This is a genomic window from Methylomonas sp. HYX-M1 (assembly GCF_040741385.1).
Lineage (GTDB): Bacteria > Pseudomonadota > Gammaproteobacteria > Methylococcales > Methylomonadaceae > Methylomonas > Methylomonas rhizoryzae.
Map to the genome: position 1 here is coordinate 4,353,947 of NZ_CP160405.1, position 26,626 is coordinate 4,380,572.

General features: G+C 61.1%; 3 protein-coding genes. All 3 read right to left on the reverse strand.

The genetic code is table 11. The features are described 5' to 3' along the window. Position 1: 1 nt before the first annotated feature. The 3 genes from AB0A83_RS19660 to AB0A83_RS19670 are packed head-to-tail and all read right to left on the reverse strand — an operon-like array spanning position 2 to position 26,604. Positions 2 to 763: an efflux RND transporter periplasmic adaptor subunit gene (locus AB0A83_RS19660; RefSeq protein ID WP_150052106.1), complete on the reverse strand. Its 762-nt coding sequence runs from the start codon at positions 761 to 763 to the stop codon at positions 2 to 4. Continuing rightward, on the reverse strand, positions 763 to 2,352 hold the full coding sequence (locus AB0A83_RS19665) for a TolC family protein (protein ID WP_150051423.1): 1,590 nt from the start codon (positions 2,350 to 2,352) through the stop codon (positions 763 to 765). The genes AB0A83_RS19660 and AB0A83_RS19665 overlap by 1 nt, the downstream gene beginning before the upstream one ends. A 24-nt stretch (positions 2,353 to 2,376) precedes the next feature. Continuing rightward, positions 2,377 to 26,604 carry a cadherin domain-containing protein gene (locus AB0A83_RS19670; RefSeq protein WP_367155012.1) on the reverse strand — a complete coding sequence of 8,076 codons (24,228 nt, stop codon included), beginning with the start codon at positions 26,602 to 26,604 and terminating at the stop codon, positions 2,377 to 2,379. Between the last annotated feature and the right edge of the window lie 22 nt (positions 26,605 to 26,626).

Genomic DNA, 26,626 nt, shown 5'->3' on the forward strand with positions numbered 1-26,626 from the left:
CTTAGTTGGCCTTTTCCGGAAATTTTGCCTGACCGCTCATGCCCGCCAGCAACTCGGGATGTTTTCCTTTAATTTTGCCTATTACCGCCACGGTTTGACTGACGGGATCGATGCGAGCACCTAGGGTGCTCACTTCGGCCGGATACTCCTGATTCAACTCGTCGATGTGAATTTGAAACTTTTGCCCGGCTTTCAACCAGCTGAGCCAGGGTGACGGCACTATCATGCGGATTTCCAATTGACCGTCGTCCAAAATGTCCATGATGGGGTCGCCCACTTTTAAGTGCTGATACTGGTGGGCGTGCAATTGCGCCACCCGGCCGGAAAACGGCGCACTGATCCGGCATTTTTTCAAGCTGGCTTTATACAAAGCGATATCGGCTTTGGCTTCGCCTAATTTGGCTTCGGCCACGTCGACTTCCAGGCTGCTGATGGATTCCAGCTGCGCCAGACGCGAATTGACATCGTAGGTTTTTTTCGCGCCGTCCGCGGTGGCCTGCGCCTTATCCAATTGCGCTTTTTGAATAGAGCAATCGAACTCGACCAAAAGCTCGCCGTGCTTAAAGCGCTCACCGTCCCGTACCGTCAATTTTTGAATCACCGCAGCCAACTCGGCGGATAAGGTCGTCGTATTGATGGGTGCCAATTGCACCCTAACTTCCGGTTCGGATACTGCGGCCGTTTCGGGATTTACGGCTTGCGCACCGGCATCGCCGGCCAGTACCAGCCCCAGCAAAACTCCGGTATAAGCAATCTTGTGCATCAAGACTGCCCCCCTTGGGCGGAATCGGATGTTTCCGGGGCTAACGGATCGTCCGTGGCCCGAACCGGGTAATGACCTTGCCGCCATTCGTTGTCGATGGCTTCCAGCTCGCCGGCCAAGGTATCGATGCTATCGTCCGGCGCCGTAGCCGGCAGAGGATCGAAGCCCAACGAAACATATAGATTACCCAAGGCCTCTTGCGATTCGGCATAGGCTTGGTGGCGTTGCAATTCGGACAACACCGAATCCACCGACACCCGTATCCGCTCTACCGCGCTCATAGCCTCGGTCAATTCGCTGTTCAGCACGTGATGGTGTATCTTCTGATTGATGTCGTCCAACTCGGCGCTACGTTGATAGAGTTTGTGCGCTAGATCGAACTGTTGCTGCGACAAATGTACCTGGGTCAAGATCGCCATGTGGGCGGCCAAACGCCGCGAGTGAGCCAGTTCTTCCTGGGTTTCCGCGGTAGCGATAGCATGCGGTGCCGACAGCAATTCGAACAGGTTTTTGGACATCTGTGCGCCGATTTCCCCCCAATTTTGATTCAGCAGGTAGGAGTTGGAATCGTAGTTGCCGCCCAGTTGCACTTCCACACCCGGCAACAAACGCAACATGGCTTTCTTGACTTCGGCCGAACCAATGCGGGTTTGATACATTTCCTGACGCAGCTCCGGCCTGAGTTGCAGCGCCAAGTCGCCCATTTTGTCGACGTCGAGCTGCGGCGCGGCGATTTGCGGCCAGCTGCCGTTTAAGTCGTCGGTCAAGCGATAATCCTGGTTCGGCGGCAAATTGATCAGGCCGGCCAATTCGGCTTTGGCCATTTGCTGTTGTTCCAGCAAACTTTCGAGTCGGCGCACAATTTCCAGCAAACTTTTACGATAGCGCAGGCTTTCCAGCGGGGGGCGCAATTTCTCCGCTTCCGCTTGCTCGGCCAGGCCCAACGCGTGTTGCGCTTCGGCCAACACCGGTTGGATTTTGGCGGTCATTCGTTGTGCGCTCAGCGCGCGCCAATAGGCACTCCGCACGTCTTTCATCAAGTTGTGGCTGACTTTGCGCCGGCTTTCCGCGGTTACCAAGGCTTTGTTGCCTTCCTGTTGCGCCCGATAATAACTGACGCCGAAATCCAAAATATTCCACCTTAAACTCAAATCGCCCAGGTAGCGGCTGCGGTCTTGCGAGGTAGAGGTTTCCAGCGACTGGTTACCGCTCCTGATCGAACGGCTGGACGACGCATTAAAGTTGTCGCGGCTGCGATAACCCGCCGAAGCGACCACTTCCGGCAACAAGTCGAATCGCGCCAAAGTGGCTTGTCCTTCCGCTACCGCCCGCTCCATCATTTTGACCCGGTGATTCAAATTGTATTTCAATGCCCTCGACATGGCTTGATACAAGCTCAACGGCGCTACCAAAGGTTCCTGCCGGTCGAATAAACGCACTTGATCGCTGCCGATTTGTGCTTGGCGCTCTTGCTGGGTCAAGGGCGACGGCGCCAACGAACAGCCGTTCAGGAAAACGGCACCTATCGCCGCCGCTAACGCCCGCCTGGTCAACTTCGGCCGGACAATGATGGAATAAAATGCTCGCATGTCGAGTTCCTTATTGGGATTAAGTTATGCTGCGTCGTGGCGGTCGGCGAAACTTCGAGCCAACTGCTCCAGAAAGGTTTGTGCGTCTCGATGTAGTTGCTCACTGCCGAAACCCTGCAGTTGTTCGGTTAACGACGGCCTTCCGGCAAACGCAGACAGCCGGTCGCCGCCGAGCAAATAGCCTTCGGCCGAAGAACGAATTTGTCCGTTAGTTCCGCGTCCGCCGCCTTGACCCTGATGCTGTCCTTGTCCCCGGCTATCGCCTTTGGGCTTCACGACAATGGTCACCACGCTCTGGTTACCCTGCCCGTCCGTTGCCAGGACTTTGACCACGGTCTTGCCTGCAGCAAGCCCGTCCAGTCCTTGCTGTAAAACCCTTAAGGTACCGGTATGCGGATCTATGCCCAGCCAAGCGGGCAACGGACTACCATCGGCCAAACTTGCTTGAAAACTGACGCCGGAAGCGGTATCCAAACCGAACAGTGCTTCCGCCGGCAAATCAAATATCCCGCCATCGGCACTACCGAAATCTAAAGTAGCCTCCATACTCAGCGAGCTACTCAGTCCCAGGCCGGAAGACAGACCGCCGTCTACCCCGAAAGTGGGCGCGGTGCCGAAGCCGAAACCGCCGCCAAAGCCACCGCCGAGACCGGGTACCGCTCCACCGCCTAATAAACCGGCCAAACCGCCGCCGCCAAAACCACCTAAACCTCCGCCGGTTCCGCCACCTAAACCGGCTCCACCCGGTCCGCCTACTGAAGTACCTCCACCCAGTACGTTAGCCAAGCTAGCACCCGAGCCGCCCAATCCCGGCAAACCGGCATTCGCCCCCCCAACGCCTGGCGTACCGCCCGGCTCACCGATAATCGTGATGATGTTAGACCCCGCTCCGCTGCCGGCTGCGCCGTTCGTGCCTATCACACCGGTCGACGAGTTGAAATCCACTGTTTGGGTTGCGTTAGTAACCACCTGTTCCTCAATGTGTATCGAAGCGGTGAAATTCGTGCTAACGCCGCCGTTACTATCCACAACTCGGAAGGTAAAACCGGTATGTAGCGTTTGGTTCTCGGCCGGTACAAAGCGCAACTGCCCGGCACTGATATCGGCCAATTGGATAGTTTGACCGACAGTCACACTAGCACCGTTCAAGCTTATGCGGCCACCGCTAGGTATTGCGGTAATCTGGATAGCTTGCAAGCGATCGCCGGCATCCGCATCACTAAACGCAAATTCGTCAGCGGTGAATACGTGACTAGCGCTAGCGCTGACCGTAAAGCTGAAGCTACGGCTGGTAGGGATGTCGTTAGCGGCGGCAATATTTACGATATAAATCGCCGTCGAGCTCAAGCTGCCGTCGCTGACCGTTACGGTAAAGTTTTCACTGGCATCAAGACTCAAAGCATTGACCGCATCGTTATTGGGCGTAAAAGTGTAAGCGCCGGTCACGGTATCGACCGTCAGGGTACCAAAGTTGCCGACCAAGCTGCTGGTGGTGCCGGAGACGCTACCGCCGTCGATGCCATAGACTAAGGTGTCTCCCGGATCGCTATCGGCGCCGACCAAGGTCCCGGTATCGTTGCCAAAGGTATCGTTTGCCGCCGTATCCGTATAGTTCGCCGCCGCCGGTATCGCCAAGGTCGGCGCATCGTTAGCGGCAAAGACATTGACGGTATAAACAGCCGTGGCCGTGGCCGTGCCGTCCGACACTGTGATGGTAAAGCTATCGATACCGTCGCCGCTCAAGCCGTTGATTGCCGCGGCGTTGGGCGTGTAGGTATAGGCGCCGGTCACGGTATCGACCGTCAGGGTGCCGAAGTTGCCGACCAAGCTGCTGGTGGTACCGGCGACGCTGCCGCCTTCGATGCCGTAGCTCAGGTCGTTACTCTCGCCGTCGGACGCGCTCAAACTACCGCTGTCGGCTGCGAAGCTGTCGTCGCCGGCCGTGTCGGTGTAGCTGGCGGCCACCGGCGTCGCCAGTACCGGCGCGTCGTTGCTGCCGCTCAGGTTGACGCTGTACACGGCAGTCGACGTGCTGCTGCCGTCGGATACCGTAACGGTAAAGCTATCGATACCGTCGCCGCTCAAGCCGTTGATTGCCGCGGCGTTGGGCGTGTAGGTATAGGCGCCGGTCACGGTATCGACCGTCAGGGTGCCGAAGTTGCCGGCCAAGCTGCTGGTGGTGCCGGCGACGCTGCCGCCTTCGATGCCGTAGCTCAGGCCGTTACTCTCGCCGTCGGACGCGCTCAAACTACCGCTGTCGACTGCGAAGCTGTCGTCGCCGGCCGTGTCGGTATAGTGGGCGGCCACCGGCGTCGCCAGTACCGGCGCGTCGTTGCTGCCGCTCAGGTTGACGCTGTATGTCGCGGTCGCCGTGCTGCTGCCGTCGGATACCGTGACGGTGAAGCTGTCGCCGGCGTCGCCGCTCAAGCCGTTGATTGCCGCGGCGTTGGGCGTGTAGGTATAGGCGCCGGTCACGGTATCGACCGTCAAGGTACCGAAATTACCGACCAGTGTACTGGTGGTGCCGGATACACTGCCGCCTTGAATACCATAACTCAAACTGGCGCCGCCATCGCCGTCCGACCCGCTCAAGCTGCCGGTATCCTCGGCGAAACTGTCGTCGCCGGCCGTGTCGGTGTAGCTGGCGGCCGTCGGCGTGGACAGCACCGGGGCATCATTGGAGCCGCTCAAGCTGACGCTGTACACGGCAGTCGACGTGCTGTTGCCGTCGGACACGGTGACGGTGAAGCTGTCGCCGGCGTCGCCGGTCAAGCCGTTGATCGCCGCCGCATTCGGGGTGTAGGTATAGGCGCCGGTCACGGTATCGACCGTCAGGGTACCGAAATTGCCGACCAGTGTACTGGTGGTGCCGAATACACTGCCGCCTTGAATACCGTAACTCAAACTGGCGCCGCCGTCGCCGTCCGAACCGCTCAAGCTGCCGGTATCCTCGGCGAAACTGTCGTTTCCGGCGGTATCGGTGTAGCTGGCGGCCGTCGGCGTGGACAGCACCGGGGCATCATTGGAGCCACTCAAGTTGACGCTGTACACGGCAGTCGACGTGCTGTTGCCGTCGGACACGGTGACGGTGAAGCTGTCGCCGGCGTCGCCGGTCAAGCCGTTGATCGCCGCCGCATTCGGGGTGTAGGTATAGGCGCCGGTCACGGTATCGACCGTCAGGGTACCGAAATTGCCGACCAGTGTACTGGTGGTGCCGGATACACTGCCGCCTTGAATACCGTAACTCAGAGTATCGTCGGCATCACTGTCGAAGGCATTCAAGTTCCCGCTATCGTTAATAAAGTTGTCGGTAGCTGACGTATCACTGTAATTGGCTGAGGCTGGTGTACCTAATGTTGGAGCATCGTTCACCGGATTGACATCTAAGGTCAGGGTGTAGGTGTCGGTCGAGTCGCTTTTGCCGTCGCTGACTTTGAATTGAAAGTTGGCGTAGCCCGTGCCGTTGCCATCCGCCGCCGGGCTGAATTGCAGTTTGCCGGCCACAATGTCGGCTACGGTTATGATTTGGTTGAGCGTGACTGCGACGTCGTTTAGGCTCAGACTGCCCGCCGCCGGCAGGCCGGTAATGGTGATACTTTGCAGGCTGTCGCCGCTGTCGGGGTCGCTGAAGGCGAAGTCGTTGCTGCCGAAGGTGTAGGTGGTGTCTTCGTCAAGGCTGACTGTGCGGTCGCTGCCGGTCGGCGCGGCGTTGCGCACGACTTGGACGTCGGCCGTGGCTTGGCTGCTGCCGCCGTCGCCGTCGTTCAGCGTGAATTGGATCGTGCGGGTGCTTTCGGTGGCGGTCGCGTTGTCCAGGTTGCGGTAACTGATGCTGTGCAGCAGGGCGCTGACGGCTGCCGCGTCGGCGTTGGCGTTGAGGCCGATCACCAGGTCGCTGCCGCCGCTGCCGCCGCTCACGCTGCCGATGACGCTGCCGCCGTAGCTGACGCTATTGCCGTCATAGCCGATTTGTCCTGTACCGTTGCCTTGGTTGCGGATGGACAGGACGTCTTCGCCAGCCACGCCGTTGGCGCTGATCGCGACGGTCAGGCTGCCGCCGGCAAAGTCGCCGGGATCGAGGTCGCTGACCAGGGCGTCGCCGTTTTGGTCGATGAGTTGCGCGATGCCGTCGCTGGCCGCGTAGTTTAGGTGGTCGCCGTCCAGGCCGCTGATGCCCGGGGCGTCGTTGACGGAGAGGACCGTCAGTTGGCTGCTGCTGTCGCTGCTGCCGTCGCCGCTGCCGTCGTTGACGGTCAGGGTGAAGTGGGTGACGACGCTGGAACCGGGCGCGGTTTGGTTTTCGGTCGGGGTGAACACCAGGGCGCGCAGTTGGCTTTGCAGGCTGGCGGGGTCGGTCGCCGCCAGGGTGTAGCTGCCGGCGACGCCGCTTAGGCCGGCGCCGGAGAGGCTGCCGTTCGCTGCGTTGTAGCTGATGCTCAGGCTGACGTTGTCGCCATCCAGGTCTTGGACGCTGACGGCGGCAAACGGCTGGGCGCTGGCGGTGTCGTCGATTTGGATGGCGGTGGCAAAGCCGCTCAGGGTCGGCAGGTCGTTGGCGCCATGCAAGGTGACGGTCAAGACGGCGGTGTCGCTCAGGCTGCCGTCGCTGACGCTGTAGTTGAAGCGGTCGGTCAAGCTGGCGCCGGCGCCCAGGGCTTGGACGTCGGGGTTGCTGTCGTCGATGAGGTAGCTGTAGCTGCCGTCGCTGTTGAGGGTCAGGCTGCCGTACTGGCCGGCTAAAGCGACGCCGAGACTGCCGACGGTACCGCCGCCCTCGGTGCCGCCGCTGCGTACGGCACTAATGCTGAGGCCGCTGCCGCTGTCGTTGCTTAGGACGTTGCCGCTGGCGACACTGCCGACTTCGCTGTTGTTCAGGCCGCCGGCTTCCGTGGCATCGCCGCTGTCGTCGCTCGCTGTCGGGATTCCGGTTTCGTTGGCGTCGGTGACGGTTACGGCGATGGCCTGGCTGTCGCTGTGGCTGCCGTCGCTGACTTCTACCGTGACGTCGTAGACGTTGTCGCTGCCGCTGTCGGTTGGGGTTTCGTAGTCGGGCGCGGCCACAAAGGTCAAAACGCCGGTGGCCGAGTCAATCGAGAATAGGCCGGCGTCGGCCCCGCCGACGATGCTGTAGGTCAGGGTGTCGGTCACGTCCGCGTCGGTCGCGCTGACGGTGGTGACGGCCGTATTGTTTTCTGCAATGTTGACTGTTGCCGTGGCGCCGCCGCCGTTCGAGCCGATGACCGGACTGTCGTTAACCGGGTTGACGTCTAAGGTCAGGGTGTAGGCGCTGGTCGAGTCGCTTTTGCCGTCGCTGACTTTGAATTGAAAGTTGGCGTAGCCCGTGCCGTTGCCATCCGCCGCCGGGCTGAATTGCAGTTTGCCGGCCACAATGTCGGCTACGGTTATGATTTGGTTGAGCGTGACTGCGACGTCGTTTAGGCTCAGACTGCCCGCCGCCGGCAGGCCGGTAATGGTGATACTTTGCAGGCTGTCGCCGCTGTCGGGGTCGCTGAAGGCGAAGTCGTTGCTGCCGAAGGTGTAGGTGGTGTCTTCGTCAAGGCTGACTGTACGGTCGCTGCCGGTCGGCGCGGCGTTGCGCACGACTTGGACGTCGGCCGTGGCTTGGCTGCTGCCGCCGTCGCCGTCGTTCAGCGTGAATTGGATCGTGCGGGTGCTTTCGGTGGCGGTCGCGTTGTCCAGGTTGCGGTAACTGATGCTGTGCAGCAGGGCGCTGACGGCTGCCGCGTCGGCGTTGGCGTTGAGGCCGATCACCAGGTCGCTGCCGCCGCTGCCGCCGCTCACGCTGCCGATGACGCTGCCGCCGTAGCTGACGCTACTGCCGTCATAGCCGATTTGTCCTGTACCGTTGCCTTGGTTGCGGATGGACAGGACGTCTTCGCCAGCCACACCGTTGGCGCTGATCGCGACGGTCAGGCTGCCGCCGGCAAAGTCGCCGGGATCGAGGTCGCTGACCAGGGCGTCGCCGTTTTGGTCGATGAGTTGCGCGATGCCGTCGCTGGCCGCGTAGTTTAGGTGGTCGCCGTCCAGGCCGCTGATGCCCGGGGCGTCGTTGACGGAGAGGACCGTCAGTTGGCTGCTGCTGTCGCTGCTGCCGTCGCCGCTGCCATCGTTGACGGTCAGGGTGAAGTGGGTGACGACGCTGGAACCGGGCGCGGTTTGGTTTTCGGTCGGGGTGAACACCAAGGCGCGCAGTTGGCTTTGCAGGCTGGCGGGGTCGGTCGCCGCCAGGGTGTAGCTGCCGGCGACGCCGCTTAGGCCGGCGCCGGAGAGGCTGCCGTTCGCTGCGTTGTAGCTGATGCTCAGGCTGACGTTGTCGCCGTCCAGGTCTTGGACGCTGACGGCGGCAAACGGCTGGGCGCTGGCGGTGTCGTCGATTTGGATGGCGGTGGCAAAGCCGCTCAGGGTCGGCAGGTCGTTGGCGCCATGCAAGGTGACGGTCAAGACGGCGGTGTCGCTCAGGCTGCCGTCGCTGACGCTGTAGTTGAAGCGGTCGGTCAAGCTGGCGCCGGCGCCCAGGGCTTGGACGTCGGGGTTGCTGTCGTCGATGAGGTAGCTGTAGCTGCCGTCGCTGTTGAGGGTCAGGCTGCCGTACTGGCCGGCTAAAGCGACGCCGAGACTGCCGACGGTACCGCCGCCCTCGGTGCCGCCACTGCGTACGGCACTAATGCTGAGGCCGCTGCCGCTGTCGTTGCTTAGGACGTTGCCGCTGGCGACACTGCCGACTTCGCTGTTGTTCAGGCCGCCGGCTTCCGTGGCATCGCCGCTGTCGTCGCTCGCTGTCGGGATTCCGGTTTCGTTGGCGTCGGTGACGGTTACGGCGATGGCCTGGCTGTCGCTGTGGCTGCCGTCGCTGACTTGGACGGTGACGTCGTAGACGTTGTCGCCGCCACTGTCGCCCGGGGTTTCGTAGTCGGGCGCGGCCACAAAGGTCAAAACGCCGGTGGCCGAGTCAATCGAGAATAGGCCGGCGTCGGCCCCGCCGACGATGCTGTAGGTCAGGGTGTCGGTCACGTCCGCGTCGGTCGCGCTGACGGTGGTGACGGCCGTATTGTTTTCTGCAATGTTGACTGTTGCCGTGGCGCCGCCGCCGTTCGAGCCGATGACCGGACTGTCGTTAACCGGGTTGACGTCTAAGGTCAGGGTGTAGGCGCTGGTCGAGTCGCTTTTGCCGTCGCTGACTTTGAATTGAAAGTTGGCGTAGCCCGTGCCGTTGCCATCCGCCGCCGGGCTGAATTGCAGTTTGCCGGCCACAATGTCGGCTACGGTTATGATTTGGTTGAGCGTGACTGCGACGTCGTTTAGGCTCAGACTGCCCGCCGCCGGCAGGCCGGTAATGGTGATACTTTGCAGGCTGTCGCCGCTGTCGGGGTCGCTGAAGGCGAAGTCGTTGCTGCCGAAGGTGTAGGTGGTGTCTTCGTCAAGGCTGACTGTGCGGTCGCTGCCGGTCGGCGCGGCGTTGCGCACGACTTGGACGTCGGCCGTGGCTTGGCTGCTGCCGCCGTCGCCGTCGTTCAGCGTGAATTGGATCGTGCGGGTGCTTTCGGTGGCGGTCGCGTTGTCCAGGTTGCGGTAACTGATGCTGTGCAGCAGGGCGCTGACGGCTGCCGCGTCGGCGTTGGCGTTGAGGCCGATCACCAGGTCGCTGCCGCCGCTGCCGCCGCTCACGCTGCCGATGACGCTGCCGCCGTAGCTGACGCTATTGCCGTCATAGCCGATTTGTCCTGTACCGTTGCCTTGGTTGCGGATGGACAGGACGTCTTCGCCAGCCACGCCGTTGGCGCTGATCGCGACGGTCAGGCTGCCGCCGGCAAAGTCGCCGGGATCGAGGTCGCTGACCAGGGCGTCGCCGTTTTGGTCGATGAGTTGCGCGATGCCGTCGCTGGCCGCGTAGTTTAGGTGGTCGCCGTCCAGGCCGCTGATGCCCGGGGCGTCGTTGACGGAGAGGACCGTCAGTTGGCTGCTGCTGTCGCTGCTGCCGTCGCCGCTGCCGTCGTTGACGGTCAGGGTGAAGTGGGTGACGACGCTGGAACCGGGCGCGGTTTGGTTTTCGGTCGGGGTGAACACCAGGGCGCGCAGTTGGCTTTGCAGGCTGGCGGGGTCGGTCGCCGCCAGGGTGTAGCTGCCGGCGACGCCGCTTAGGCCGGCGCCGGAGAGGCTGCCGTTCGCTGCGTTGTAGCTGATGCTCAGGCTGACGTTGTCGCCGTCCAGGTCTTGGACGCTGACGGCGGCAAACGGCTGGGCGCTGGCGGTGTCGTCGATTTGGATGGCGGTGGCAAAGCCGCTCAGGGTCGGCAGGTCGTTGGCGCCATGCAAGGTGACGGTCAAGACGGCGGTGTCGCTCAGGCTGCCGTCGCTGACGCTGTAGTTGAAGCGGTCGGTCAAGCTGGCGCCGGCGCCCAGGGCTTGGACGTCGGGGTTGCTGTCGTCGATGAGGTAGCTGTAGCTGCCGTCGCTGTTGAGGGTCAGGCTGCCGTACTGGCCGGCTAAAGCGACGCCGAGACTGCCGACGGTACCGCCGCCCTCGGTGCCGCCACTGCGTACGGCACTAATGCTGAGGCCGCTGCCGCTGTCGTTGCTTAGGACGTTGCCGCTGGCGACACTGCCGACTTCGCTGTTGTTCAGGCCGCCGGCTTCCGTGGCATCGCCGCTGTCGTCGCTCGCTGTCGGGATTCCGGTTTCGTTGGCGTCGGTGACGGTTACGGCGATGGCCTGGCTGTCGCTGTGGCTGCCGTCGCTGACTTGGACGGTGACGTCGTAGACGTTGTCGCCGCCACTGTCGCCCGGGGTTTCGTAGTCGGGCGCGGCCACAAAGGTCAAAACGCCGGTGGCCGAGTCAATCGAGAATAGGCCGGCGTCGGCCCCGCCGACGATGCTGTAGGTCAGGGTGTCGGTCACGTCCGCGTCGGTCGCGCTGACGGTGGTGACGGCGGTGCCGTTTTCGCCGACGTTGATCGCGGCCGTAGCGCCACCGCCGTTCGAGCCGATGACCGGCGCGTTGTCGTTGGTGTCGGTTACTGTGATTGCAATCGCTTGGCTGTCGCTGTGGCTGCCGTCGCTGACTTCTACCGTGACGTCGTAGACGTTGTCGCCGCCGCTGTCGGTTGGGGTTTCGTAGTCGGGCGCGGCCACAAAGGTCAAAACGCCGGTGGCCGAGTCAATCGAGAACAAGCCGGCGTCTGCCCCGCCGACGATGCTGTAGGTCAACGTCGCGCCGGCGTCCGCGTCGGTCGCGCTGACGGTGGTGACGGCCGTATTGTTTTCTGCAATGTTGACTGTTGCCGTGGCGCCGCCGCCGTTCGAGCCGATGACCGGCGCGTTGTCGTTGGTGTCGGTTACTGTGATTGCAATCGCTTGGCTGTCGCTGTGGCTGCCGTCGCTGACTTCTACCGTGACGTCGTAGACGTTGTCGCCGCCGCTGTCGCTTGGGGTTTCGTAGTCGGGCGCGGCCACAAAGGTCAAGACGCCGGTGGCCGAGTCAATCGAGAATAGGCCGGCGTCGGCCCCGCCGACGATGCTGTAGGTCAACGTCGCGCCGGCGTCTGCATCGGTCGCGCTGACGGTGGTGACGGCGGTGCCGTTTTCGCCGACGTTGATCGCGGCCGTGGCGCCACCGCCGTCCGAGCCGATGACCGGCGCGTTGTCGTTGGTGTCGGTTACTGTGATTGCAATCGCCTGGCTGTCGCTGTGGCTGCCGTCACTGACTTCTACCGTGACGTCGTAGACGTTGTCGCCGCCACTGTCGGTTGGGGTTTCGTAGTCGGGCGCGGCCACAAAGGTCAAGACGCCGGTGGCCGAGTCAATCGAGAATAGGCCGGCGTCGGCCCCGCCGACGATGCTGTAGGTCAACGTCGCGCCGGCGTCTGCATCGGTCGCGCTGACGGTGGTGACGGCGGTGCCGTTTTCGCCGACGTTGATCGCGGCCGTGGCGCCACCGCCGTCCGAGCCGATGACCGGCGCGTTGTCGTTGGTGTCGGTTACTGTGATTGCAATCGCCTGGCTGTCGCTGTGGCTGCCGTCACTGACTTCTACCGTGACGTCGTAGACGTTGTCGCCGCCACTGTCGGTTGGGGTTTCGTAGTCGGGCGCGGCCACAAAGGTCAAGACGCCGGTGGCCGAGTCAATCGAGAACAAGCTGGCGTCGGCCCCGCCGACGATGCTGTAGGTCAGGGTGTCAGTCACGTCCGCGTCGGTCGCGCTGACGGTGGTGACGGCGGTGCCGTTTTCGCCGACGTTGATCGCGGCCGTAGCGCCACCGCCGTTCGAGCCGATGACCGGCGCGTTGTCGTTGGTGTCGGTTACTGTGATTGCAATCGCCTGGCTGTCGCTGTGGCTGCCGTCGCTGACTTGGACGGTGACGTCGTAGACGTTGTCGCCGCCACTGTCGCCCGGGGTTTCGTAGTCGGGCGCGGTCAGGAAGGTCAAGACGCCGGTGCTCGCGTTTATCGCGAATAGGCTGGCGTCGGCCCCGCCGGCGATGCTGTAGGTCAGGGTGTCGGTCACGTCCGCGTCGGTCGCGCTGACGGTGGTGACGGCGGTGCCGTTTTCGCCGACGTTGATCGCGGCCGTGGCGCCACCGCCGTTCGAGCCGATGACCGGCGCGTTGTCGTTGGTGTCGGTTACTGTGATTGCAATCGCCTGGCTGTCGCTGTGGCTGCCGTCGCTGACTTGGACGGTGACGTCGTAGACGTTGTCGCTGCCGCTGTCGGTTGGGGTTTCGTAGTCGGGCGCGGCCACAAAGGTCAAGACGCCGGTGGCCGAGTCAATCGAGAATAGGCCGGCGTCGGCCCCGCCGACGATGCTGTAGGTCAACGTCGCGCCGGCGTCTGCATCGGTCGCGCTGACGGTGGTGACGGCGGTGCCGTTTTCGCCGACGTTGATCGCGGCCGTGGCGCCACCGCCGTCCGAGCCGATGACCGGCGCGTTGTCGTTGGTGTCGGTTACTGTGATTGCAATCGCCTGGCTGTCGCTGTGGCTGCCGTCACTGACTTCTACCGTGACGTCGTAGACGTTGTCGCCGCCACTGTCGGTTGGGGTTTCGTAGTCGGGCGCGGCCACAAAGGTCAAGACGCCGGTGGCCGAGTCAATCGAGAACAAGCCGGCGTCGGCCCCGCCGACGATGCTGTAGGTCAACGTCGCGCCGGCGTCTGCATCGGTCGCGCTGACGGTGGTGACGGCGGTGCCGTTTTCGCCGACGTTGATCGCGGCCGTGGCGCCACCGCCGTTCGAGCCGATGACCGGCGCGTTGTCGTTGGTGTCGGTTACTGTGATTGCAATCGCCTGGCTGTCGCTGTGGCTGCCGTCACTGACTTCTACCGTGACGTCGTAGACGTTGTCGCCGCCACTGTCGCCCGGGGTTTCGTAGTCGGGCGCGGCCACAAAGGTCAAGACGCCGGTGGCCGAGTCAATCGAGAACAAGCCGGCGTCGGCCCCGCCGACGATGCTGTAGGTCAACGTCGCGCCGGCGTCTGCATCGGTCGCGCTGACGGTGGTGACGGCGGTGCCGTTTTCGCCGACGTTGATCGCGGCCGTGACGCCACCGCCGTTCGAGCCGATGACCGGCGCGTTGTCGTTGGTGTCGGTTACTGTGCTTGCAATCGCCTGGCTGTCGCTGTGGCTGCCGTCGCTGACTTCTACGGTGACGTCGTAGACGTTGTCGCCGCCACTGTCGCCCGGGGTTTCGTAGTCGGGCGCGGCCACAAAGGTCAAAACGCCGGTGGCCGAGTCAATCGAGAACAAGCCGGCGTCGGCCCCGCCGACGATGCTGTAGGTCAACGTCGCGCCGGCGTCTGCATCGGTCGCGCTGACGGTGGTGACGGCGGTGCCGTTTTCGCCGACGTTGATCGCGGCCGTGGCGCCACCGCCGTTCGAGCCGATGACCGGCGTTTCGTCGTTGCTATCTGTCACCGAGATAGCAATAGCTTGCGCATCGGTGTCGGTGCCGTCGGACACTTGCACTGTCACATCGTAGACATTATCCGCCCCGCTGTCGGCTGGATTTTCGTAGTCGGGCGCTGTAACAAAACTGAGCTCGCCGCTGTCGGCGTCGATGCTGAACAAGGCCGCATCGGCCCCGCCGCTAATCGAATAAGTCAGGGTGGCGCCGCTGTCGGCGTCGCTGGCGGTGACGGTGGTCACGGCCGAGGCATTTTCGGCAACGCTGACACTGGCGCTTGTGGCTCCACCGTCGGAGGTGATGACCGGGATGTCGTTGGCCGCGGTTAGATTGACCGAATAATCAGCTGAATCGCTCGCGTTGCCGTCGGAAACGGTGACGGTAAAGCTTTCGGATGCATCCGCACTGAGGCCGTCGATCGCGGCCGCGTCCGGCACGAAAACGTAAGCGCCGCTGCCGCTGTTGAGGTACAAGGTACCGTAGCTGCCGGCCTTGCTGATGTCGTAAGTCGTCGCGCCTATGGTCGTGGAGGTGCTGCCGCCGCCTGAAATGCCGTAGCTCAGGCTGGCACCGCTATCCACGTCGCTAGCCGACAAGCTGCCGCTATCGTCGCTAAAGGAATCGCTCGCCGAGGTATCGGTGTAATTTGCCGGGTTCGGGGTGTCGAGCAACGGGCTATCGTTAACGTCGCTGACCGTTATGCTCGCGGTAGCACTATTGCTGGAAAATCCGCTGTCACCGCCTGTCGCCGAGGTATCCGCGGCGCTAGGCGTGGTGTTGGTCGACGCACTACCGCCGGTTTGATCCCAAGCCAGATAAGTGAAACCGGCGGACTCGCCGTTTGCGCCGTCCGGCACGTAGCGCACCTGACTGGCCGCATCCAACAGTAAGGCGCTATTGGTCGATACGCTGCCGAAACCTTGCCAACTGACGCCGTCGGTGGAATATTGCCAAACGCCGTTGCCGCTGGTCGCTTGCACTGCGATACCGCTAAGCGCGCCGTTATCCTCATCGCTGTGCCCGGCGTTGGATAATATCGCCGAGACAGTGACCGCGCTGCTCTGGGTATCTTCGTCTGTAGTCGAAAAACTGTAATCGGTGCCGGCGTTTAGGGTCGGCGCGTGGTTTTGTACAGTCAACACCACGTCGTTTCCGTCTCCGCCGCTATAGCTGACCAGCAAATCGTAGCCGCCGGTACTGTATACCGCCCCCTCGCTCAGTCCGGCAAAGATACCAGTTACAAGATCGGAACCGTCGTTATCGATAATGACGAATTGATCGCCGACGCTGGCGCTATAACCTACACTGGCCGACAGACTGGAGCCGGTCAAGTCCACGCTGCCGGTAACTGCCAATTGGTCGTATCCGCTTCCGGCACTGGTACCGTTTAATTCCGCGCTTAAGGTGCCGGCGATGACGACGCCGTTCCCCAAGCTTAAGACGCCCAGGCTGTTCCCCGGCGCTACATAAGCACCGGAATTTACAGTCGTGGCAGCATTGATACTGCCGCTACCGGCCAGCGTCGCACCGGATTGAACGCCGACCGCTCCGCTACCGGTCAAACTGCCGTTGACCGCCAGGGTGCCGGCGGCCACGCTGGTGCTGCCGCTGTAGGTGTTAACGCCGGACAACGCCAGCAAACCGGCCCCGGCTTTAGTCAAGTCACCGCTTCCGCTAATCACACCGGATAAGGTAGCGCTGTTTGCGTTTTGCAAAGTGCCGCCGCCGGCGGCCAGTACCATGGCGTTGCTCAGCGTTTGGCCGCTGCCGGTAAAAATCAGGGAGGCGCCGTCTAAACTGACGCTACCGCTGCCCAGATTGTCGTCGCCGGACACACCCAGGGCACCGGCTGTTACCGCTATACCGCCGGAGAACGTATTGCTGCCGGTCAAAGTCAGGGCACTGCCGCCCTGCTTGATCAAGCCGCCGCCGCCGCTGACCGTACCGCTCAAACTGGCGTCTGCGCTTTGGTTGACGGTTAAACTGCCTCCGTTCAAATCGATATTGCCGCCGCCGCTCGCACTGCCGACGGTTTCATCGCTGTCTAAAGTAAGGGTAGAGCCCGAGTCGATTTGCAGGGCGGCGCTATCGTGTAACGCCGCGCCGCCGGACAGGGACAAACCGCCGGCAGCCACTTGGGTGCCGCCGCTAAAACTATTGCTGCCGGATAAGGTTAGCGTTTCGCTGCCCTGTTTGATCAACATGCCGCTGCCGCTAATCGAACCGGAAAACGTCGTCGCCTGATATTGGTTAAGCGTTAAATCCGAGCTGCCCAGTGCGACGCTACCGGCACCGGCCAGCGAGCCTAGGGTTTCGTTGGAGGCTAATTCCAGCGTGGCGCCGGATTGCACGGTTACCGACCCGGTATTGACACTGGAGGCCGAAGTCGGGTCTGCAATCGCCGCACCGCCGGACAAAATTAACGTTCCGGCATTGACCGCGGTGCTGCCCAAAAAGCTATTGCTGCCGGATAATACCACTGCCCCATCGCCGTCTTTGCTGAAGGCTGCACCGGAATCTCCGGCGATCGTGCCGGATAAGGTCAAAAGATCGCCACTGGCGGTATTACCATAATTCACCGCACCGCCACCGGTCGCCAGCGTGATGTTTCTGTCGATAGTCACGGCCCCGCTGCCGGTGACCGCCAAAGTGGCCCCGCCGGATAAGGTCACATTGCCCGAACCGAGATTATCGGCATCGGCGACCGTCAACGTACCGGCTTGTACCGTGGTAGCATCAAAACTGTTGGAACCGCTCAAGGTCAGATTGCCGGCGCCCGATTTAGTGACATTGCGAGTCGTCAAGCTCGCCTTGCTGATGGTACCGCTGAGCGTAACCGTAGCATCGTTGCTGATGCTCAGGTTAGTGTCGATGACGATGTTGTTCGCCAAAGTACCGGTGCCTGTAATCGTTAAAGAACGGTCACCGCTTCCGCTGGTTTTGATGCCGGCGCTACCGGCCAGGGAGCCTGTCGCAGCCACGCTGAGCAAGCCATCTTCGATCACCACGAAATCGCCGGCGAAACCCACCGTATCCGCCAAGGTCATCCCGCCCGCGCCCGACTTCAGCAAACCTTGATTGCCGGTGCCGCTGGTAGTCACGCTACCGCTCAGCGTCGCAGTATCGCCAGCGTTGCTAACGTTGACTTCGGTATTACTGCCGCTGGTTTGCGCCAGCACGATGGCGTTACCGATCGTGGTAGTCCCGGTCACCAGCAGCGAAGCACCGCCGCTGAACGTCAAGCTGCCGCTTCCCAAACCGGCGGCATCGGCTATGCTAATGCCGCCTGCGGTCACCTGCATGCCTCCGGCGTAAGCGCTATTGGCACCACTTAAGGTCAACACCCCTGCCCCCGTTTTGACCAGGCCCTGGCCCGACAAAACGCCGGAAATTTCCGCTGTGTCGGCATTGCTTAGCGTACCGCCGTCAACACCGATAGCGATTGCGTTGTCGATATCCGCCGCGGTTCCGGTCAGGGTCAACTGACCACCGTTCAGCGTCAACAGACCGGAAGTCAAATTGGCGTCGTCCGCTACCGCCAAAGCGCCTTCGCGAACCGTAATGTCCCCGTTGTAATTGGAGGCATTGTCGGATCCGCTCAGAGTCAACGCGCCGGCGCCAACTTTCAGCAGCGAGCCGGTGCCGGTCAGCGTTCCGGACAGTGTTACTGCGTTAGCATTGGATATAGACGCGCCGCTGCTGCCCATGTCAATATTTTGCGAGACGGTGACTGCGTTGCCGGTTATCTGCAGCGTGCCGCTATTCAATGTCACGTCGCCGCTGCCTAAATTATTGCCGTCGGTCACACTGAGGGTGCCGTTGGACAGAAAAGTACCGCCCGAATAGGAATTGGTGCCGGATAAAATTACGGTGCCGCTACCGGTTGCATTCAATGTCCCGCTACCTGAAATGTCACCGGACACCGAAAATGAATGACTGGTGGTTAGATTGCCGTTGGCATTACCCAGTACCAAGCTGTTGTCGTATACCGTCCCGCTGCCGGCGGTAGTTACGCCTAACGCACCGCCGTCCAGGGTAATCGTGCCGCCGACCATGGCGTCGTCGCTGCTCGCCGCGACCAGTCCGCTAGTCACGGTGATACCGCCGGTAAAGCCGGTTTCGTTGCCGGCATGGGTCAAATCCAATTCGCCGGAGCCGGTTTTAGTCAATTCGGAACTGCCCGTCAATAGGCCGGACAACACAGTATCGGCAGCGATGTTCAAGGTAGCGTCGCCGGTCAGCGCAATAACATTGTCGATGGTGCCGGCACCGGTCACTTGCAGCGTGGTACCGGTGCTCAAACTCAAGCTACCGTTGCCCAGATTGCTGTCGGAAGCGACCGATAAGCTACCGGCGGATACCGTCGTGCTGCCTAGATAACTGTTGCTGCCCGATAACACCAGAGTGCCGCTACCGGACTTGGTCAAACTGCCGGCATTGAGACCGTCGTCGGTGATGACGGAACTGACCGTTAGCGTATCGCCGCTGCCATTACTGACATTCACGGTAGCGTCTATATCCAGCGTGAGCGTAGCACCGGCTATGATCAAACCATCCGCGGCGTCTGCATTCAAGCTCAGGCCGTCTTCCAAAAATAAATCGGAGCCCAGCGTGATGGTTTGTCCACCCAAGGCGCTGCCGAACACGATGGTTTCGGCACCGGACTGGTTGTTGGCCCGACTGACGGCCTCGCGCAAGCTGAAACCGTCGGCGGCATCGCCGTCGGCTTCGTCGTTGCTTTGGTCGACGTAGATGGTGGAGCTGGTGACCGTAACATCCGCGGTGACTTCGTTCGCAACGTATTTGTCGGTCAAGGTAAACCGGATGGTGGCATCGCCGTAAGGCGTGGCATTGCTATAGCCTATGCTGCGCATCAAGGCTTGTACCCGCGCCGTCGTCGCACTGCCGTCGCCGGCGAAGGTGACGACCAAGCTACCGCTGCTGCTGGTATAAGCCCAAGTGGCGAATTGGGTGGCGCCTTCGGATAAGGTACCGCTGCTGTCCGAACCCTGGCTGATACTGCCGGTCGCAGTCAGTCCGGCGTCGCTCAGAAAATTAAACGCGTCGTTGCTGCTGCCGTCCGCGCTGCCGCCGGTGACGCGTTGCACGGTTAAGGTGCCGTTATTCCAATCGCCCTCGCCGTCGGTCACGGTGGCGTTGGCAACGTCGGCCAAGCCGCTGCCGGCATCGGCCAATGCGACAGTATTGCCGGTGCCGCTGTCGGCACCGTTCAAATCCAGCGTCGGCGGCTGATCTATCGGCGCTTGCAGCATGAATTCGTTACCGCCGGACGTAGCACCCGCGTCGGTGGCGGCATAATATGCCGTCAGCAGTGTGCTGCCCTGAGTCGTGGTGCCGCCTTCGGTTAAGCCGGAGAAGGTTCCGGTAATCGCAGCAGCGCCGCTTTTGCTAATCAACCGATAACTTTCGCCGCTGGCCGGCGAGGTGACGCTGTAGTTAAGACTTAAGATGGTGCTACCGTCTATCGTCACGCTGCCGTCGACCGCGACAACGTCGTAACTACTGCCGATGCTGTCGCCGCCGATGTCGGCGGCAAAAGTGGCGCCGGCGCCGAATACCAGATTGCCCTGCACGGTCAAGGCGCCGAAACCGCCGCCGGCCGCGCCCGGCGCCAAGGTTCCGTTGACAGTCAAGGTATTGGTCGAACCGGAGCCAAACAGCGTACCGCTACCGCCCAGCGTTGCGCCGTTGTCTACCGTAATAGCGGATGTGCCGCTGAGGGCGCCGTCCGCTATCAATGTACCGGCGGATACTACGGTGGCACCGGTGTAACTCGCCGCACCGGCCAAGGCCAGCGTGCCGCTGCCGGATTTACTCAAACCGGCGCTACCCGATAGCGTACCGTTCAAGGTCAAAGTCGAATCGGATTCGACATACAGCGTCGAATCGGCGCTCATTGTGACGGCACCGTTCAAGCTCGCCGTGCTACTGGCAGCGGCTATCGAAATCGCGCCAGATGAACCGCTAATGCCGGTGCCGGCGATAGTCAGGTTCTCGTTCAGCGTCCGCCCTGATACCCGTAGCTGCGCACCGCTGGCGATAGTGGTGTCGCCGCTGCTGTTACCGAGCGCATTGTCGTGCCCGACATCCAGTACGCCGGCACTGACCACGATAGCGCCGCTAAAACTGCCGTTGTCGCCTTGCAGGGTCAGCCGGCCATCGCCGATTTTGGTCAACGTTGAACTTCCGCTTACCACCCCCGATAGCGTCAGAGCCGTGTCGGTACCGGCATTGATCGTCGTGTTGCCGGCCAAGGCAACCGAACCGCTCACGCCGGCGGATATGGCGCTACCGCTGGTGGTAACCAACAGGGCGCCGCCGTTCGACACGCCTGTGCCGGTTAAGGTCAGGTCTTCGGCGATGGTATAGCTTCCGCCGAACTTGAGCGCCGCGCCGGAGGACACCGTGGTGCCGGCGCTGCTGTCGCCCAAGGCCGAATTGCTGCCTATTGTCAATATCCCGCCGGAAACCGTTGTTGTACCGGAATAGGTATTATTGCCGCTTAGTGTGATGTTGCCGGTGCCGACGCTGTTAAAAACGATACCGCCGTTAGCGATCGTGCCGCCGAATGTCAGCCCGGCGCTAATGGTATTGTTGATCGTCCGCGTAGCGCCGCCCAGATCCACCGCCCCGGTAAACGTCAGGCCGGCGCTGCCGGACATCGTCATCGTACCGCCCAAGGTCAGATCGTTCGCCAAGGTGCGAGCGGTAGTTAATCTTGCGCGAATCTTGCCGCCGTTGATATTTAACCCGCCGCTGCCTAACGCCGAGTCGTGGCCCACTTCGATGATGCCGTTATTGAGCGTGGTAGTGCCGCTATAGCTGCTGTTATTGCTTTGCAGCGACAAAACATTGCCACCGACGGTTGAATTAACGCTGACGGAACCCGAGCCGCTCAGGGCGCCGGACAAGAAAATCGAACCGTTGGACAGATCGAATGTACCACCGCCGGCGCCGACGGAGACTCCGCCGCTGTAACTTAATGAGGTCGATGTGTTGGTTTTCAGGGTTCCGCCGTCCAGAGCCAACGCCGCGGAGCTGAGGTTATCGACTTGCAAGGTACCGGCGCTGATCGTAGTGGTCCCGGTATACGAGTTGGTCCCGGCCAACGACAACAGACCACTGCCGGTTTTAGTGAAACCGCCGCTACCGTTTATGTCACCGTCGAAGGTCGCGTCGGCCGCTTGTTGTACGGTTAAAGTGAAGCCGTTCAGATTGACCGTGCCCAAGCCGGTAATCCCGGCGACGGTTTCGTTACCGTCTACTCTGAACGTTGCGCCGGTATCCACGGTTACGGTGCCGGTATCGGCAATGGCCGAACCGGTCACCGCCAACGTGCCGGCCGAAATCGTGGTACTGCCGGTATAGGTATTGGTCCCGCTTAACGTGACCGTGCCGCTTCCGGTTTTCGTCAAGCTGCCCGTCCCGCTGATGTTGCCGGAAAAAGTACCGGTCGCGCTTTGATTGAACTCTACGGTACCGTCGTTGCTAATGTTTCCCAGCAATGTCGAAGTCGTGCCGCTCAGAGTACCGGCGGTCACGGCCAAGCCCCCGGAATAGCTGTTGGACGTGCCGGACAAGCTCAGGGTTTCCGCGCCGGCTTTTGTGAACAAACCCGAACCGGCGATGTCCCCGGACAAGGTCGCAGCCGCACTGTTGTCCACGGTACCGCCGCTGCTGCCTAAGCTGATGCTGTTATCGACAGTGGTAGCTCCGGTCAGCGAGAGGGTACCGCCGTTCAGCTGCACGGTTCCCGTCCCCAAGTTGCTGTCGTCGGCTATCGACAACGTGCCGCCGCTTACGCTGCTCACGCCGGAATAGGTGTTGCTGCCTGACAGGGTCAGCACGCCGCTGCCGCTCTTGATTAAGTTACCGCTACCGGAAATAACCCCTTGCAGTTCCAAATCCGCGCTTTGTGCGACGGTTAAGGAATATATCCCCAACGCAACGGATCCTGCCGCATTATTGCCGAACAGACCGCCGATAGTTTCGTCGCCCAGCAGCGCGAAAGTGCCGTGGCCGTTGACCCTAAGAATGCTGGCGTCGGACAGCGCCGACCCGCCGCTGACCTTCAAGATACCGTAATTGATCACGGTGGTATCGCCGCTGTAATCGCTGGTGATACCGTCCAGCGTGATGCTGCCGGTATTGCTAACGCCGCCGGAGACGACCAAACCGCCGCTACCGGTAATTTTACCGGAGAAGGTGGTATCGACGCCGGTGGTCAACCCGGTAGTCAGCGTATTGCTAGCCAAATCGATAGTGCCGTCGCCCGACAACGTACCGATGCTCTCGCTGGCCGACAAGACTAAGCTGGAGCCGCTCGACATGGCGACGGCACTACTATTGCCGATAGCCGCCCCGCCTGAGACCTCCAGCGTACCGGCCGAAATCGTAGTCGTGCCTGTGTAACCATTGCTGCCCGATAGCGTTACCGACCCCGCCCCGACCTTACTTATCCCACCACTGCCGCTCAGCGCCGTGGCGACGGTCAGGCTATCGCCGACACCGTTGCTCAGACTCAGCGCAAAGCCGGAATCGATGCTCAAACTGCCGTCGCCGGCCAGAGTGGCGCTGCTCGCGGAATCGGCATCGATAGCAAGGTTTTCGCCCAAGCTGGTTGCGGCCGACGTTGAAATCGATTGCCCGGCCAGCGAGCTGTCCAGCACCAGAGTTTGGCTACCGCTGACATCGGCGGCGGCGATAGCGATCGCTTCGGAAAAACTGACGCCGTCGGTTAGATCTATCGTCGCGGTATCGCTAGTATTAGTGACATAGATGGAATCGGTGGCCACCGTCACATCCGCAATGTCCGTCGTAGTGCCGTCGGACAGGCTGAAACGGATAGTCGCATCGCCGGCCGGCGTATCGTTACGGTAGGTAATGCCGTTTAACACCGCAGAGACCAGCGCCGTAGTGGCTCCGCCGTTGAAGCTGATACTAAGGGTGCCGCCGCTATTCGTAAAACTGGCAAACGCGCTGCCGCCGTCTTCCAAGTCCGACCCATTGACCGTATAGCCTGTCTGGTTAAAGTCGAACAGGTCTTGCGACCAAGCCCCGCCGGCCCGTTGCACAGTCAACGTGCCGTTGTTCCAATCGCTGACGTCGTTGTCGGCATCGCTGGCCGAAGCCACTGTTCCGCTGTCCAACAACACGGTATTGCCGACTCCGGCCCAAGCCACGCTGTCCCCGTTTAAATTGGAAATGACCGGGCTATTGTCGTTGTCGTTGATTACCGAAATCGAAAGGGTTTGGGTATCGGTGTTGCTACCGTCGCTGACTTGCACTTCGACTTGGTAAACGTTATCGGTATTGGCATCGGTCGGATTTTCGTAGTCGGGCGCCGCTTGGAACGTCAACGCACCGGTCGAACTGTTGATGCTGAATTCCGCGGCGTCGGCTCCGCCGCTTATCGAGTAGCTCAAGGTCTGCCCGGTATCCGAGTCGGTAGCGGTCACCGTTGTTACCGCCGTGGTGTTTTCCGTAATGGAAACCGACGCCGAAGCGCCACCTCCGTCCGAGGTAATCGTCGGTGTAAATTCGTTGACCTCGGTAACGGTGACCGCAATATCCTGAGTATCCGAGGCGGTGCCGTCGCTGACTTGCACCTGCACGTCGTAAACGTTATCCGTACCGGAGTCGGTCGGATTTTCGAAATCCGGCGCCGATAGAAAACTCAGCACCCCGGTACTGCTGTTGATGCTGAAGCTAGCGGCGTCGGCGCCGCCGCTAATCGAGTAAGTCAAGGTATCGCCGCTGTCGGCGTCGGTCGCGGTTACGGTCGTGACGGCCGTGCCGTTTTCGGCTACGTTGACCGAGGCGGTGGCGCCGCCGCCGTTGGAAGTAATTACCGGGGTGCTATTCGCGGTGGACGTGATGCTGCTGCTATTGGCGGCGGTCAATCCGCCGGATGTCGCGCGCAACGCCAGCGTGTTGGAACTGCCGGAATTGGTATATTGCAGAGCCAAACCGGTAAAAGTCGCCACCCCGTTGACGTAGGTTGCGCCGGTACTGGCAGTCGACAAAGTAACCGTGGTTCCCGTCCCGTCCTGATCGCCGGAGCTGACGCTAAGACTGTTGACTGTGCCGTCTACGGTACCGTCGTTGGGATCGGTGACTGACAATACCAGGTTGGTCGCATAATCGGTATCGACGAGACCATTGGCGTCAACTGCGCTGACGACCGGTACCGTCGAAAAACCGGTGGACACGCCGCTGCTAATAGCGGTCGGCGCAGGCTGGGTGCTGAAAATCAATCGAGTCGCCACTACGTCCGGATTGATGGTAGTGGAGGTAGCACCGGTCAACGATCCGCTGGATGCGCTCAGCGTGAAATTGGCGTCGGCATCCGATGCAGAGGTATAACTGATGTTGGTAAACGTAGCGATCCCGGCACTTGCTGCTAGCGTGGCGGTACCGCCTAAAATACCGCTACCGTTTTCGCTAAGCGAGACATTTGAGGTATAACCGGTATCAAGATTGCCGCGTGCATCCACGGCCATCACAATCGGCTGCGTACCGAAAGTACTACCGCTGGTAACCGTCGCGGATGGATTTTGCGAAAACACCAATTGCGTAGCCGTCACGTCGACAGCCGCGCCGGAACCGTTAGTCACGTTCGCTTGGCTGGCCGCCATGGTCGAACTGCCCGAACCGGTGGTAAAAGCGGAAGCGTTGGTCGAAAGAATTAATGTATGACCGTCGGTGATGTCGTTACTCGAGGTACTGTCGTTGTAATAGGCGCTGATGGTATACGTCTCGGAGCCGCCGTCCGCAATGGATAGACTCAGACTCGAAAAGGTGATTTTGTCGGTCCCAGAATCGTATGTCCCCTGCACGTTGCTGGCATCGGGGCCGTTTAGCAGGAATACCATGTTGGCGCGTTCGGCGTCGGTGGTGGTACCGGAGACGTCAACCGTGAATGCGCTGATGGTAGTCGCTACCCCGTCGGACGTACCGGCATCGCTAACGGTAAAATCCAGCAAATTTACGGCGGTGCCGGACGAGGTTGCGGTGGTGCCGAAACTGGACGCTTCCGAACCCGCACCGGCGGTGACGGTGGACGTGGCGTTCACCGGAGCAGCAGCTGTCGTGTCGCCTGTCAGGGTATCGATCGTAAGGTTATTAAAATCGGTGCCACTGATCTCCAAGGTGTCCAGAGTCACGTTGCTAAAATTGACCGTTGTGCCGCCGCTACTGGTAACTGTCTGCGTAGCAACGGTGCTCCCCGACAATTTCGCGGTCAGGGTAACGTTGGCCGAGTTGACTAAATCGACCCAGATTGAACCCAACTTCCAAGAACTGCCGTCCGCTTTGGAAAATTTAACTACTTCGGTGGTACCGGTATCATGAACAGGGGAGCCGCCACCGGAATCGATCGTCAATGAATCAGTGTTACCTTCCCCAAACTGCGAAAAAAACCGGATCGCAGTTCCGTCGCCATTACTGGCGGCGGTTAATCTGAACGTAGCGCCGCTGGCGGTAAAATCGTAAGTAGACGGCTCGGTTGTTCCGCCATCCGAATCGACAATGTACTGGCTTTCGCCAAAGCTCCAATCGAAGTTTTCGGTAAACGCGGCCAGCACGTAAGCGTAGGTTTGCTGAGCCGTTGCGGAAAAAACCAGCGGTATTTCCACCGCGCCGGTCTGATATTCCAATTTCCAATCGCCTCCGAGGGTCGCGTTCCCGGTAATGTCGCTACTCGCCGCCACGTCAGCGCCGGTGTATTGCGCGATGGCGTTTACTAACGCCGCACCGGCGCTGCCTTCGGCAATATCGCAGCCGTACAGCAAAATATCGGCGTCAGCGCTCAACGCGCTGCCGATTTGCCGCAAGGCGTCGGCGTGATCTGCAATAGTGTCGTTGCTAAGATCGAGCGAGCCGAGTTCTACATTAGCCGCGGAACCGTGCGAAACGATGTGGATGGCGTCTATGCCGGTTCGTCCGTCCAAAATATCCGCGATTTGCGCCAAGCCGTTTTGTCCGGCATCCAACAGGTGAACTTCGATACCGCTGACCGCGCCGGCCAGCAAGGTTTGGTAATCGGCCACGTTGCTTTCGATGAACAATATTTCGTTGCGCGATTCGCCGCTTTCCGAAACGGCTGGAGCGTAACTCGCGGCCGCGTCCAGCAAAGTTTGCATATCGTTGCCCTGCGTGCCGCTGTCGGTAACGGTCTGGGCGTCTACGGCCGCATCGGCCGTCGCCGCCGCAGCGCCGTCGAAAAACAAGCGCGGCTCCAATGCGAATGCGGTCAATACCGGCTTAGCTAAGGTGTCGGCCGAACCGTTAGCCCGTTTTCTGCTGCCGATTTTCATGCTAACTCCTATGCTAAGTAGA